The 13,497-nt window shown below is 46.3% G+C and carries 13 protein-coding genes; 8 read left to right on the top strand and 5 right to left on the bottom strand.

Translation table 11 applies throughout. The annotated features are described in order from the left end of the window. Positions 1-4: 4 nt before the first annotated feature. Together QGP82_RS01170 and QGP82_RS01165 are read right to left on the bottom strand one after the other, a co-directional pair. On the bottom strand, positions 5-733 hold the full coding sequence (locus QGP82_RS01170; protein ID WP_499056697.1) for a VC0807 family protein: 729 nt from the start codon (positions 731-733) through the stop codon (positions 5-7). A 15-nt stretch (positions 734-748) separates the two neighbouring features. Further along, positions 749-2,161, bottom strand: coding sequence for a flavin monoamine oxidase family protein (locus QGP82_RS01165; protein ID WP_499056696.1), 1,413 nt, complete (start codon positions 2,159-2,161; stop codon positions 749-751). A gap of 188 nt (positions 2,162-2,349) precedes the next feature. Between QGP82_RS01165 and QGP82_RS01160 the strand changes: the two genes are divergently transcribed. From QGP82_RS01160 to QGP82_RS01150, 3 genes are all read left to right on the top strand, one after another. Then, positions 2,350-2,997: a TetR/AcrR family transcriptional regulator gene (locus tag QGP82_RS01160; RefSeq protein WP_163703473.1), complete on the top strand. Its 648-nt coding sequence runs from the start codon at positions 2,350-2,352 to the stop codon at positions 2,995-2,997. 39 nt (positions 2,998-3,036) lie between these two features. Continuing rightward, positions 3,037-5,919, top strand: a complete 2,883-nt coding sequence (locus QGP82_RS01155) for a winged helix-turn-helix domain-containing protein (protein WP_499056695.1) — start codon at positions 3,037-3,039, stop codon at positions 5,917-5,919. 240 nt (positions 5,920-6,159) lie between these two features. After that, entirely contained in the window at positions 6,160-7,131 is a 972-nt protein-coding gene (locus tag QGP82_RS01150; RefSeq protein WP_499056693.1) for an NAD(P)-dependent alcohol dehydrogenase, read from the top strand. 45 nt (positions 7,132-7,176) lie between these two features. Here the strand turns inward: QGP82_RS01150 and QGP82_RS01145 are convergent, their stop codons facing one another. Beyond that, the gene (locus tag QGP82_RS01145; protein WP_499056692.1) at positions 7,177-7,761 is read right to left on the bottom strand and encodes a TetR/AcrR family transcriptional regulator; all 585 of its coding nucleotides are present in this window, start codon (positions 7,759-7,761) and stop codon (positions 7,177-7,179) included. Positions 7,762-7,839: 78 nt separating this feature from the next. On the opposite strand from QGP82_RS01145, the gene QGP82_RS01140 reads away from it, so the two are divergent. Continuing rightward, complete coding sequence (locus tag QGP82_RS01140; protein WP_499056691.1) at positions 7,840-8,301, top strand: GNAT family N-acetyltransferase; 462 nt, start codon at positions 7,840-7,842, stop codon at positions 8,299-8,301. 32 nt (positions 8,302-8,333) lie between these two features. Here the strand turns inward: QGP82_RS01140 and QGP82_RS01135 are convergent, their stop codons facing one another. Then, the gene (locus QGP82_RS01135) at positions 8,334-9,137 is read right to left on the bottom strand and encodes a helix-turn-helix domain-containing protein (protein ID WP_163669337.1); all 804 of its coding nucleotides are present in this window, start codon (positions 9,135-9,137) and stop codon (positions 8,334-8,336) included. A gap of 282 nt (positions 9,138-9,419) precedes the next feature. Between QGP82_RS01135 and QGP82_RS01130 the strand changes: the two genes are divergently transcribed. From QGP82_RS01130 to QGP82_RS01120, 3 genes are all read left to right on the top strand, one after another. Then, positions 9,420-10,049 carry an NAD(P)-dependent oxidoreductase gene (locus tag QGP82_RS01130; protein WP_499056689.1) on the top strand — a complete coding sequence of 210 codons (630 nt, stop codon included), beginning with the start codon at positions 9,420-9,422 and terminating at the stop codon, positions 10,047-10,049. A 210-nt stretch (positions 10,050-10,259) separates the two neighbouring features. Further along, positions 10,260-10,676 (top strand): ester cyclase, encoded by a 417-nt coding sequence (locus QGP82_RS01125; protein WP_163669341.1) that lies wholly within the window; start codon positions 10,260-10,262, stop codon positions 10,674-10,676. A 60-nt stretch (positions 10,677-10,736) separates the two neighbouring features. Continuing rightward, the gene (locus QGP82_RS01120) at positions 10,737-11,168 is read left to right on the top strand and encodes a nuclear transport factor 2 family protein (RefSeq protein WP_499056688.1); all 432 of its coding nucleotides are present in this window, start codon (positions 10,737-10,739) and stop codon (positions 11,166-11,168) included. A 206-nt stretch (positions 11,169-11,374) separates the two neighbouring features. Here the strand turns inward: QGP82_RS01120 and QGP82_RS01115 are convergent, their stop codons facing one another. Further along, the gene (locus QGP82_RS01115) at positions 11,375-11,656 is read right to left on the bottom strand and encodes a hypothetical protein (RefSeq protein WP_499056686.1); all 282 of its coding nucleotides are present in this window, start codon (positions 11,654-11,656) and stop codon (positions 11,375-11,377) included. A 974-nt stretch (positions 11,657-12,630) separates the two neighbouring features. Here QGP82_RS01115 and QGP82_RS01110 point away from each other — a divergent pair. Next, entirely contained in the window at positions 12,631-13,017 is a 387-nt protein-coding gene (locus QGP82_RS01110) for a RidA family protein (protein WP_163669346.1), read from the top strand. The last annotated feature ends 480 nt before the right edge of the window (positions 13,018-13,497 follow it).

Here is a 13,497-nt window from a genome sequence, read left to right as displayed (position 1 = left end):
GATTTTATGGGTCTGTCGTGATCTTCTGAGCCTCGCGTAGTTGTAAGAGATCCCAGAAATCACTTTCACTGTGCTCTTTACCATTCTCCTGAGGAAGATAGTAAAACATCGCCCGGCGGATCACCACAATAGCAATCACAAATCCGATAAACTCGGGTATCGCCAGCGCGATGCGGGTCATAGCATTCACCTGTGCCACTTGTTGATTAAACATAGCTGTGCCAAAATCGGCTACCACAATCCGGAGATTGAGAGAGAAATTGGCAATGCCTGTCCATAGATTAACCATCAAGATAATTATTGTGCCATTGACAAGTGACCGATAGACCCTTGACTCTGTAAGCAATGCTTTTAATGATTTTTCTTGCTCCGGCGACTCCGGACTAAAGCCTTGCATCAGAAAATAGTAGATGATCGGCTTGCGAATGATGATTGAAGCACCAAATACCACGGTCAGAAAGATAGATCCAACACTATCTTTAAAGGCAAACTGAATACCATCGACAAACCAGAATGCTAGTAGGCCGCGAATAATCGCAAACGTGCCAATATAGCTGGTAATAAAGTTAAATCGTTTAGTGATAAAAAATAAATCAATAAACACCCAGCCTACTGGAACAAGGGCAGCAACAACATAGGTCATTTCTGCTCCGAGTTGTTCATTCAGACTGCTTAGGACCAGGATAGGGATGACAGATCCCATAAAGATATCGAGTATTAGTTTTCGGTTCATGGTTTAGTTGTCCTCCTATTTCTTTTTCTTATTTTCGTTGGTATTCAAAGATAGAATCTCATTAGCTGCCCGGATACCACTTTCTAACGCGCCGTGGACGGTGGCTGCACGGGTTGTATGGGTTGCTTCGCCAGCAAAGAAAAGGACCTGATCAACCGGCTGGGCAAGTTGCGATCTCAACCCCACCCCATTTACAGGAACATAGGAATAGGCCATCCGGGCATAGGGATCTGCTTGCCAATCAACAAAAAGCGCATCCACTAATCGATCTGCCAACGGCATCTCAAACATCTGTTCTAAATTTTGTAAGCCTGCTTGAACCGCGCCTGCTTGTCCCAGCTGCCCCAGATTATTGGCTCCGGTTGCGCCTGTAAAGGCTGTTAAAACAGGTGCCTCATGGTGACGTTTCCAGCCCGGTCTCCACCAAAGTTGAGTATCCAGTGTGGTCAGGCAAGACTCTAATTCCCTAGACCAGAAGGGCTGATCAAATTTCAGAATGAGTTTGGTAATCTGTCCGGCAGCGAGGCCGTGAATGGCATTGAGTTTGGCATCGGGCAACTCAGGTTCAAACTCCACTGCATTCTCTTGCAACAGAGCCAGGGGCAGTGTGATCACAATCTGTTGTGCGGTGTAAGTTTTGCCGGTTTCTGTATGAATCTCTATCCCCGATGAACGCCAGTGAATGCGTGTGACTGGTGTTTTATAACGAATCTTGAGTCCGGCTGCAAATTGCTCAAATAAATGAGAGTATCCTTCGATTAGCCGAGAATAGCGATCGCCGTCGCCGGCATAGGTCAACTCCGCGAACCCATATATCCCCAGCTGATCGAGATTAGCTGCATAGCTACCGCTGAGAAAATGGTCTACAATGCGACGCACATCGGTTGACAGCTCGATTTGAGCATCTAAGAGAAACTGCGCCAGACTGACATCGGGTTTGCCAGCATCAATCCATGAGGTGATCAATGTATCAATGGGCGAGTCATCCATCCAATCAAGCACTTCCATGCCAGGAATGGCTGACCAACGTCTGAACGGAAGCAGCTTTTGGTTGACGTACATGAACTGGTGTCGATATTCATCAAATACGGGCAATGTCCCTAGCCGGTAGCGACGCACCCAGTCCCAGGTCACAATGTTGTCACCATGGAGGTATTCCGCACCGCATTCAATGGGGTGCGAGGCAAAATCGTAATTTGTATGGACTCTGCCACCGATGCGATCGCGAGCTTCAAGCAGGAGTACAGACTGGTTAGCCTCCTGCAATGTCCGAGCGGCGGCTAACCCTGCCGCCCCTGCACCAATCACGATGGTGTCATAGTGGGTTTGATCTGGCAACGCTGGCGCAGCAATGGGTTGACGAGTTTTTTTTAGGAAGGGAATAGCCGCTAGCAGGGACACCAGAATGCGCCGAGTAATAGTTCGCATGGGAAATGGGCCTTCAAAGAAGCAGAAAACTGAACAATGTTCATGTTTCAAAAATACGAATAATATTCATGTTTTGTCAACCTAGCAAAAAAATAGTTGCCGTCGATCCTCGGTATGATTTCATCTTGAATAGATAGATGCCTGCTACCCAGTCGATCCGTCTTCGCAATCAGCAACAGCCAAAATCAATGTCCCTACCGGATTCCTCTAGTTCACCCAAACTTAATAAGATGCGACGACAGCCTAAACAGGCGCGTAGTCAGGAGCGAGTCCAGCACATTCTGGATGCTGCCGAGCAGCTATTTTTGGAGGTTGGGTATGAATCAACGACAACGCGTGCGATCGCAGCCCGTGCCAAGGTGTCAGTTGGCTCACTTTACCAATTCTTTCCCGACAAAAAAGCAATTCTTAAGGCCCTGGCCATTCGCTATATGCAGACGCAATATCAGCGATTTCTCGATCTGCATACCCCCGACACAGTCACCCTAACGTTACGCAGCTATGTTGATCGGATGATTGATGTGTTTGACCAATTCTACACAGACTATCCGGGGTCACGCGCTATTTTTGAACAGCTTTTAGACACCATCACCTGGTCTGCCATTGAAAAAATCGATGACTTTGAATATCAGGTGATCAATGAACTCGCTCGCTTCTTCCATGCGCGTAAGCCAAGTTTATCAATAACAAAATGTGAGCGCATCGCTATGGTTATTACTAAAACAATTACTGAACTTTTATGGATTTCCCTCAGTGGAGATCAGGAATTCCGTCAAGAACTGGTGGCAGAAACTAAGCTGCTTACCCTCAGCTATCTTCAACAATACTTGGATTAGAAACACCCTGTTTAACAAATCGTGGCTGGGTTCCAGCAGATGAGCGGCATAAACAAGGAAGAGCTTGATAGTGGTGATGGGTACGGTAGACTCACTACTCCCCTCACGTTGAAGCGGGATCAAATTCGCGGGATCAATTTTTTGAGTAATGTACATAATTTAATAATGTACAGGCCGATTTTAACCACCAAACTATATATCCCACCCCCACGACGCAATGCTGTGCGGCGTCCACGGCTACTTGAACAGTTAAATAGGGGGTTACACAGAAAACTCACTCTCATCTCCGCCCCTGCTGGCTTTGGCAAAACAACGTTACTCAGCGAATGGGTTGCGGTCTGTGAATATCCAGTGGCATGGTTATCACTGGATGAGGAGCATAATGATCCAACTCGCTTTCTGGTTTATCTTGTGTCTGCCTTGCAAAGGCTCACCTTAAGCAAGGTTGAGGGAGAGGCTCCACTGGGTGAGAGGATTTTAAGTTCACTAAACTCCCCCCAACTGCCTCCAATCAATGCAATTCTAACGACATTGATCAATGAAATTACAGCGGTTTCTGAGAATTTTATCCTCGTCCTGGATGACTACCACCTGATTAAGTCTGCACCGGTGGATCAGGCGCTAGAATTTTTGGTCAATCACCTGCCGCCATCCTCCATACACCTTGTTATTGCCACCCGCAAAGACCCACCACTGCCCCTGGCACGACTGCGTGCCCGTGATCAACTAACTGAGTTGCGTGCATCTGATTTGCGCTTCACCCCAATCGAAACGGCGGAATTTCTTAACCGGGTAATGGCGCTCAACTTGTCGGCAGACGATATGACCGCACTTGAAACCCGCACTGAAGGCTGGATTGCCGCACTACACCTGGCAGCCATATCTTTACAAGGCCATCGGGACACAAGCAACTTTATCCAATCGTTCTCCGGTAACCATTACTTTATACTAGATTATCTGGTGGAAGAGATTCTGGAAAAACAACCTGAACGTATCCAGAATTTTCTATTGTTCACATCCATTCTTGACCAACTGTGTGGGTCTCTTTGTGATGCTGTTGTGCCACAGTCTTCCATATCAGGCCAAGCAATCTTAGACTCTTTAGAACGTACAAATCTGTTGTTGATTCCGCTCGATGATAAACGCCAGTGGTATCGCTACCATCATCTTTTCAAGGATGTTCTACAGGCGCGCTTAGCTAAGCTTCAGCCGGGCAATGTAGCCGAGCTACATCTAAGGGCCTGTGCCTGGTACGAGCAAAATAATTTGCGACTCAATGCGATCCGCCATGCCCTTGCTGCGCAACAGTTTGAGCGGGCGGCGGATCTGATCGAATGGGAATGGTCAGCGAATATTGGCTCCTACTATCAGAATGCAACCTGGACAAAATGGGTGCAGACCTTGCCGGATAAGTTAGTCCGAACGCGGCCAACGCTCAGCATTGGCCTGGCATGGGAGTTGCTTTTTTCAGGTCAGTTGCAGGCTGCAGAGAGCCGACTAAAGGATGCAAGTCGTTTATTGGCAGTCAACAACAGAGATTCTTTGGAGGTCTCGTTAAGCAGTCAAGATGAGAGCAGAGTCCAGTCACCACAAGAGTTATTGGACCTGGCCTGGGCATTTTATTCCCAAGCCCTTGGTGATCATGCTGGCACGATCAAATATGCCCGGAAAACCCTCAGCCTGCTGACTGAGACAAATCACTATATAGCTGGCCTGGCAAGCTCTCTGCTAGGTCTGGCCTATTGGAGAAATGGAGATTTGGAGACAGCGGCTCAGTATATGACTGATGCGATCGCACGCTTACGGACCACAGGACATATACTGTTTGCCATCAGTGGCTCCTATACATTGGCCAGCATTAAGATCGCCCAGGGCCGTCTCTTTGATGCAGCCAATATCTACACAGAGGCCTTACGGTTTGCGACAGCGCAGGGCGAACCAGTGGGCACAACTGACTTACATCTGGGGTTGAGCAAGCTTTACCATGAACAGGGCAATGAAGAAGCTGCTCAACAGCAGCTTCAAAAATGTCTGGCACTTGGGAAGCAAGCGGCATTACCAGAATGGCCCTATGGGTTATATCTCGTTCAGGCTCAATTAAAAACTGAACAGGGAGAACTCGATGATGCCCTCACATTACTCGACAAGGCAGAACAGATATACCAAAAAAGTCCGGTTCCCAATGTTTGTTCTGTAGCCGCATTAAAGACACGGGTATGGCTCCGTCAAGATAGACTGGCCGAAGCTCTCAGTTGGCTGCGTGGACAAGGCTTATCTGTTGAAAATGAGCTCAGTTATTTGCAAGAATTTGAGTACATTACATTCACCAGAGTGCTCATTGCTCAGTACAGACATGACCAGACAGATGAAACGTTGCAAACAGCAATATCACTGCTGAAACAACTATACTCGATGGCAGAAACAGGCGGTAGATTAGGCAGCATGATTGAGATTGTTGTCTTACAAGCACTCATCAATGAAGCCCAAGAAAACATCCCGTGTGCGCTCCAATTTTTAGAACGCGCGCTCACACTAGCAGAAACTGAAGGTTACCTGCGTATCTTTGTCAATGAAGGTCAGCCCATGGCCCGTTTGCTCTATGGGGCTCTTTCTCACAAAATAAACCCTAATTATGTGCAGCGCGTGTTAGCTGCGTTTCCTCCGAACGCATTAGGGCCTAAAAAATCATTCACAACACAGTCTCAAGCAACCACCTTGCTCGAACCCTTGAGTAAGCGAGAAATCGAAGTGCTCCACCTGATAGCCGAGGGTCAGACCAATCAGGAAATTGCAGCCAATCTCTGCCTTTCGGTGAATACAGTGAAGGTTCATACGCGAAATATTTATGGCAAACTCGATGCCCATCATCGAGCCGATGCCGTTGCAAAAGCCCGTGTTTTCGGCATTTTGTCCTCAACATAGATAGTCATCAGATTTCCCCTGGTAATTACTCCTCAATTAATACCTGGGTGGTATGACGCTTGTCCCGTCTTGCCCATAAGCTACTTATGTGGGTGATAAGGACATTTTTAGAAAAGAAGTTCAATTATTCAGCCCCCCGCATTCTGGGATCTTTGAGTCTTGCCCTCCAGAATGCGTGAAACAATGCTCTGGTTTTCATTGTTGGTTAAAGGGGTAAATGTTGAACAGAAGGAGATCTGAATGAAAAAGATTGTGTACACAAAATATGGCTCCCCGGATGTCATTGAACTGATCGAGACCGAGCAACCGGTACCCAGTGATCATCAGGTTTTGGTCAAGGTTTATGCGGCATCTGTCAATGCTTTAGACTGGCATCGTTTAAGAGGGGCCATGGGGATCCGTTTACTCAACGGTGAACTGTTTAAGCCCAAAGAGATATCACTGGGCCTGGATGTAGCAGGTCGGGTTGAGGCTGTGGGCAATCGCGTAACAACGTTTCAGCCAGGGGATGAGGTTTTTGGAATCGCCAAAGGCTCATTCGCAGACTATGCCTGTGCTGACGAACATGAGTTGGTCCTGAAACCAACCAACGTATCATTTGAGGCCGCAGCCGCTACGCCCGTTGCAGCTCTGACAGCGCTGCAAGCGCTGCAAGGTCGAATTCACCCAGGTCAAAAAGTTCTCATCAATGGAGCCTCTGGGGGCGTGGGGTCATTTGCCGTGCAGCTAGCTAAATCTTTTGGGACAATGGTAACGGCTGTCTGTAGCACCCGAAATCTTGATATTGCCCGTTCAATTGGCGCAGATCACGTTATCGATTACACACAAGACGATCTCACCACCCGTGGGCAGCAGTATGACCTGATTTTTGCGGTCAATGGCTATAACTCGATTTTTAATTACCGTCGGGCATTATGCCCTAAAGGCATCTATGTTGCGGCTGGGGGAGCACTGGCTCAAATTATGCAGGCATTGCTTGTGGGACCCATATTATCCAACGTTGACAGTAGAAAACTCTCATTTATGGGGGTAGCGCAAATAGAGGAAAAGGACCTGTCCGCTATTGGGGCACTGCTTGAATCTGGCAAAGTCGTCCCTGTGATAGATCGATGTTATCCATTGAAGGCAACAGCAGCAGCCCTTTGCTATCTTGGGGAAGGGCACGCTAAGGGGAAAGTGGTGATTACTTGGGATACCCATAGCAACGCCTAACTCCTTAGGCGCATTCAACATGCGTTAGACCCTACTTAACCCAGTTCAGGCTGTTATCTGTAAACCATGGATGTGCTGCTGAATGAGATATTGTTGCTGCTCTATAGAGACCTGATCAGGGTTGATGACGACTCCGATGCCAATGCCATCGACTAGGGCAATCAGAGCATTAGCTTCAAGTGCTAAATCAAGATCGGCTCGAATTAATTTGGCGGTTTGCAAATCAGATAGCTCTTTTCTGAGCACCTGTTGTATCTGGCTATAGCGTTTTTGATGCGCCTGAACCAGGTGTTCACGACCAATGGAATAGCCTAAAAATGCTATCCATACTGTCCAGTCGTCTCTATCACTAACCTCCAAAGGTAGAGCCGAGAAAAGCATTGCTTCTAATCTGCTGATGCCGTCTAACCCTTGAGCACGGGTTTCCATATACTCAAGGGTGCCTTTCACCACTTGCTCTAGGGCAAATAGGGTGAGCTCTTCCTTATTGCGAAAGTAGTGGGTGACCACACCGGTTGAGGAGCCGAGTTCCTGTGCGATCGCACGCATACTCGTCCGGTCTAACCCTTCCCGCACAATCACTTGCCATGCAGCTTTGGCAATCTCAATCCGGCGATCTTCATGACCCATAGCGTTTAGCAACTCTACCTTGACAGGTTATCACAACAGTTGTTATGTTTTGAGCGACATAACAACTGTTGTGATGTAATGATTCGATCGACTACGCTCGATGACACGGCTGCGCTACTTGCCTTAGCTAGTGAGGCAATTGGCTTCTCACCAGAGGAGTTGAAGGAGCTGAAATCAAGCCTAAATGATTACTTTAGCGGTGAAAATGGCGATCATTTTTGGCTGACGGACGATGATGACGGGCTAGTGGCGGCGGCCTACTGTGCGCCTGAGCGGATGACCAATGGGACCTGGAATCTACTCTTTCTCGCTGTCCATCCCGAGCAACAGGGGCAAGGGCGGGGCACAGCAATGGTGCGCCATGTTGAAGAAACGTTGGCGGCACGGGGGGCGCACTTATTATTGGTGGAGACATTAGCAAGCTTCGAACGGACACGAGCGTTTTATCTTAAGTGTGGTTATGGGAAAGAAGCGTGCATTCGTGACTTTTATGAAGCAGGCGCTGACAAGATTGTTTATCGTAAATTATTAAATTTTTGAGGTTAGATGTTTGAAGACACTGAGTCTGATGATTAGCTTGCCCTAAATGCTTTGGGGCTCATGCCAGTCACTTGACGAAACTGCTTGCTTAAATGACTGTGGCTGTTAAATCCACACTCTAAGGCAATATCAACAATGAGACGGTCTGTTTGTTTCAACAACTGTTTAGCTCGTTCTACCCGTTGTTGTACCAGATATTGGTGAGGAGAAATGCCGATGGACTGTTTAAATAAGCGGCTGAAGTGAAATTGGCTCATGTCTAATAGCTGGGCCAGGTCCGCCAGTTTGATCTCGCGATCCAAATAGGCATCGATATAGTCTAAAACTCGCTGCAGTTGGTACTGGGGTAAGCCACCCCCATAGGTGGGAACTGATGTTTTGGTGGTGGTGTGCTGTCTGAGTAAATTGACCGCCAGAACATTAGCTAGGGAATCCAGGTATAGCCTGTTGCCTGTTGCGTTTTGCTTGAACTCGGTGAGGAGCATGGTGGCAATGGATTCAAGCTGGGGATTATTGGTTTGAAATTGGGGAAGAAGGAGAATGCGATCGCAATCCTGCTGAATCGTCTCTTGAGCGATACGTTTCACAAAGGCATCGCTCAGCTGAATCTGTAAACAATTTTCATCTCCTTCCCACCGAGCAAAAAATGGGGTACTCGCTGGAGTAATAGAGATATCCCCTTTTTTGTACAATCCCGTATGGGTTTTGCCATCTTGTGCTTGCAAATAGTAAATAGGCCGAGGCACAAGGGACATAAACAGCGTGTGTTTAGTCCCACAGTGATAATGCCCTTCGCCAGGGGGATTTAGGAGTTGTGTGATACGAATAGGCTCCACGTCCTGTGTCTGGTCGAACGAAGAACTTGTTTGAACCGATGGTATAGCAGGTTCTTGCACGGAGTCAGCCCATGACGTCAGCACCTAATTATATCGGTTATCTAACTGTAATCAGGTAACTTCGCTTACATACTTTAGATTTCAGCCTTTCTCTGCCTCTTCTGCGTTTCATGTCCACATTTGACAACTCCCCGCAAGATTGTGACAGGGCCGCAAAAAATAGAAAGCCCAGAAATAATCGCCTGCCTAAGCTAAGGGTGTCATTGCTTAGGAGCAAACACCATGAAACTAGTTATTTTCGGAGCTACAGGCAGTACCGGGCGTCAGGTTGTCGAACAGGCACTGGACCAGGGGCATAGGGTCACAGCCTTTGTCCGGACCCCTGCTAAGTTGAATATTCAGCATCCCAACCTTAACGTGGCTCAGGGAGATGTGATGGATCTGCCATCGGTAGAGCAGGCAGTCCAAGGTCAAGAGGCGGTTGTATGTATCCTCGGGTCTGGTCAACAGCTAAAAAGTAATATTCGCTCAGAAGGAACACAGCAGATCATCCGTGCCATGGAACACGCGGGTGTACGACGATTTATCTGTCAAAGCACTCTTGGTGCCGGAGATAGCTGGGGTAGCCTGAACGTCTTCTGGAAGTACATTATGTTTGGCTTTATTCTGCGCCATGTGTTTGCAGATCATGAGCTACAGGAGAGTTATGTGCAACAAAGCAACCTGGATTGGACCATTGTTCGACCTGGGGCATTGATTGAGGGTGGTCGAACAGGACAATACCGCCATGGGTTTCCAGGCACCGATAAAACTTCGAAATTGAAAATTACTCGCGCGGATGTGGCGGATTTTATTTTGAAGCAGCTGTTCAATGATACCTATCTTCGTCAAGCACCAAGTTTGTCTTACTGAAGAACGCATTCGCTATCTTAGGGCAGGCACAAGGCTTGCCCCTACAGAATTCTACATTGGACCATGTGCGGACAGAAGCATCCTTTTTGGCAGCAGCTGTATTCACCCTTTCCCTATGTCTTTAGCTAAACCTTATCCACGTTCGCAGCTAAAGGGTCCGAGTAAACAGGCTGACAGCTTCAACATTGGCACCTAATCGAGGAGAATTTTATGTCTGATACTCACCAAGCAATCATCCGTCGTTACATTGAAGAGGTGATCAATAAAGGCAATTTCTCAGCTATAGAGGAGTTTGTTCATCCAGACTATATCTTTGGTAGTCCCAGTGAAGAAGTCCAGGGAGCCGATGGGTTAAAGGGCTTTATTGAAGCATTTCGCACAGCCTTTCCTGACCTGAAGATACAGGTTGATGACTTGGCCACTGAAAAGAACAAGGTTGTGACCTGCTTTACGTTAACCGGAACCCATAATGGCGACCTGATGGGAATCCCTGCAACTGGCAAACCAGTGAACGTCCATGGCATGATTCTCAGCCGTTTTAAGGCAGATAAAATTATCGAGGAATGGGAAATTTTAGACCAGTTGGCAATGTTTCAACAGCTTGGCTTTTTCTCTCTACCCACATAAAGCAGAATAGTTTTAGCTCGCAAACGTATATCAAGCTGTAACTATAAACAGGAGGCAACCATGCTCCCAGATCTGATCCTAGAACAACAATATGATGCTGTAATTGACTTGCTCAAGCAGTATTATGACGGTCTATATCGATGTGATGTATCGCTCTTAAAAAAGGTGTTTCATCCCAAGGCACAATATTTCACAGCATCCGATGGAGAACTGTTACATCTTGATATGGATACCTATTTACCAATGGTTGAAACCCGTGTTTCACCAGAACATAATGGTGAGCCCTATGGGTTTTCCATTGATTCGATTGAGTTTGCAGGTGCAGTAACTGCGATCGCGAAAGTTCGCAGCTCTATGTTCTCCAAAAACTATATCGATCTGCTATCTCTCATTTACTTAGACGGTCAGTGGACAATCATCTCAAAAGTTTTTCACTACACGCTTTCAGATAAGGACCAAGATAAACAGAGCTCATCCAGTGAAAAAAGTTGATCTAATGTATCTATAGTTTTTTCATGGTTCAGTGCTTTATCACAACAGCCATTAGCATAGCAGCCTGGCAATTGCCGTTGGCATAATGGATTGATGGTGATCTGAAAAGGGAGAAATATTGGTAAAAAAGGTGGTTGTATTCGGTAATGCTGACGGCGTAAAATCTATCCTCAACAGACCCATCGCCGCCCTAGAGAGAGGGTTGATTACTCAACGTATACTTCTTCTTCAAGTATCAGCTCTTCTTCAATGATTACTGCTTCTTCAATGATTTCCTCTTCATAGATTTCCTCTTCTTCGACATATTCTTCAAGGATTACTGCTTCTTCAAGGATTACTGCTTCTTCAATGATTTCCTCTTCATAGATTTCCTCTTCTTCGACATATTCTTCAAGGATTACCTCTTCTTCAATGATTTCTACCTGAGCAGTGGCAGGTGAAACTGCCAATCCCAATGTCAAAAATAATGTACACAATATGTACTTCATAGACCTTCTTTTAGATGTTGTGTTGCACAAAACTCAATGCCTTGTTAACAAAGTCATTTATAAGATTGCCCCAATCTTTCTACAGGCTAACGGTACAGTTGAGCTATAAATAATACTTCTGGAGAATAAGATCGCTTCACCCCACCCTAATTCTTTGGGTATATGCGGGGTACCCTGATGCTCTTAAATAAATAGTTGATACATATCTTGGCCAGAGCATGCACCAACTATGGCTTAGTCGCAAATGCGATTCCCTGATTATTCATTAATGCATCAGGGTTTAGTGGATTAAGGCTAACTCTAATTTAGTGCAAAAACTTGGTGTTTCATATGGATCTTCCTTTGGAATGTGAGCACATCAATGTTTGTTGAAAACACGGTCACATCAATATCACAGCATATTGAATATTAGCTCACTCAACCCTATTAGATCTGAACAAACCTGAACTTTTACCTGCATGAGCCTGAACTTTTCGTTAGCACAGAGAGTCACATAAAGTTATCACCCGCTAATGTGTGCCATTGAACTATTAGCGGGTTTCCTGTTTGGGCTACTACCAGCGGTACGGGGCTAAACCTGTTATTAAAGCCGTTACAGAGAAGTTAACGGTCACCAGCACGGTTACGAGCACTAGCTCGGCTAACCTCCCTCAATACCATCCATTGAGCATTCTTTTGCAACTTTTAAAGACATTCGGTAGTCAATTTCATGTATTACACAAGATAAAAGGGGGACTACCGGACTCTATCTAAATGCACTTTTTCATATCCCTTGGCTGGTAATGGCTGAGGGATTTTTTTCAAAAAAAGAACGCCCTAACGGATAAGGGCGTTGTGTGCTAGCGCATACTTCATACTTCATTAGCATTCCCAGGCTGATGGAAGGCTATCGTGGTAGGGGTAGGGGGTAAATGCTTATAGGCTTGGGTTGAAGGACTTATTCCACCCTTCCCTTTAGTTCCGAGAGGTAAAACATGAAAAAGCCGATTATTCCAAAAGAGTTCTCTCATTATTACAACGACTGGCACTTCGCACCTGCTGTCAAAATTGACAAGTTCGTATTCTTTTCAGGTGCTACAGGAACACGTCCTGATCGTAGTATCTCAAGCGACCCAGAGGCGCAGTTCCGAGAGGCTTTTGAAACGGTTCTACTATACTTGACAGAAGCCACGCTTTCTTTCGATGATGTTGTAGAAATGACAACCTACCATGTTTCTCTACGTAAATATTTTGACACCTTTACGAAGGTCAAAGATGAGTATGTGAAAGATCCTTATCCTGCTTGGTCAGCTATTGGTGTTTCCGAACTCATCACTGAAGGTGCATTAGTGGAGATTCGTGTCATCGCTTACCGCTCATAGTCCCCTGGTTAGCGAACTATGATAAACGCTGCCCTCCAATAGGGTAGCGTGTTGAAAACCTGGTTGAAAAGGATGTAGCAGCTAAAAATGATTCCAAGTAAATATGCAGGCAGCAGCAAAACGCCAACAGTAAGTAGCCACCACAGACGTCTTTCAAATCCCGAACCAACCGCTGCCGCTCTCCCCTGCCATCATGAAAGTTCGCTAGAAAGGGGTTTTACGGCGTAATCTTCAAAACTCAAATCGCATTACTAACGTCAGTAACGTGTTCAAACGGCTTACTATATTGGCTGTTGATCGTGCTGCTGGCGTTACTCAAATTATCTCGAAGCCGGTTCTTGAGAGGGCGATTTCACATCACTTGTGCGGTGCTCCTAAGATAACTTAGCTGGCCAATAAAGCCTCAAGAAGAGGAGTGAAATCAACACTAAAATAGCTGACTTAACCGATGGTGGAGTGGATTCCTCCGTCAATACAATA

The organism is Leptothoe sp. LEGE 181152 (assembly GCF_032906605.1).
In the GTDB taxonomy this organism is placed as follows: Bacteria; Cyanobacteriota; Cyanobacteriia; order Phormidesmidales; family Phormidesmidaceae; genus Leptothoe; species Leptothoe turfae.
Note: the sequence above shows the minus strand (reverse complement) of the source record. Positions and strands in the feature narration are given on the sequence as shown.

Coding starts and splice junctions, on each gene's coding strand:
- QGP82_RS01170 (WP_499056697.1), bottom strand. CDS start 733: ATGAACCGAAAACTAATACTCGATATCTTTATGGGATCTGTCATCCCT.
- QGP82_RS01165 (WP_499056696.1), bottom strand. CDS start 2,161: ATGCGAACTATTACTCGGCGCATTCTGGTGTCCCTGCTAGCGGCTATT.
- QGP82_RS01160 (WP_163703473.1), top strand. CDS start 2,350: ATGTCCCTACCGGATTCCTCTAGTTCACCCAAACTTAATAAGATGCGA.
- QGP82_RS01155 (WP_499056695.1), top strand. CDS start 3,037: ATGAGCGGCATAAACAAGGAAGAGCTTGATAGTGGTGATGGGTACGGT.
- QGP82_RS01150 (WP_499056693.1), top strand. CDS start 6,160: ATGAAAAAGATTGTGTACACAAAATATGGCTCCCCGGATGTCATTGAA.
- QGP82_RS01145 (WP_499056692.1), bottom strand. CDS start 7,761: ATGGGTCATGAAGATCGCCGGATTGAGATTGCCAAAGCTGCATGGCAA.
- QGP82_RS01140 (WP_499056691.1), top strand. CDS start 7,840: ATGATTCGATCGACTACGCTCGATGACACGGCTGCGCTACTTGCCTTA.
- QGP82_RS01130 (WP_499056689.1), top strand. CDS start 9,420: ATGAAACTAGTTATTTTCGGAGCTACAGGCAGTACCGGGCGTCAGGTT.
- QGP82_RS01125 (WP_163669341.1), top strand. CDS start 10,260: ATGTCTGATACTCACCAAGCAATCATCCGTCGTTACATTGAAGAGGTG.
- QGP82_RS01120 (WP_499056688.1), top strand. CDS start 10,737: ATGCTCCCAGATCTGATCCTAGAACAACAATATGATGCTGTAATTGAC.
- QGP82_RS01115 (WP_499056686.1), bottom strand. CDS start 11,656: ATGAAGTACATATTGTGTACATTATTTTTGACATTGGGATTGGCAGTT.
- QGP82_RS01110 (WP_163669346.1), top strand. CDS start 12,631: ATGAAAAAGCCGATTATTCCAAAAGAGTTCTCTCATTATTACAACGAC.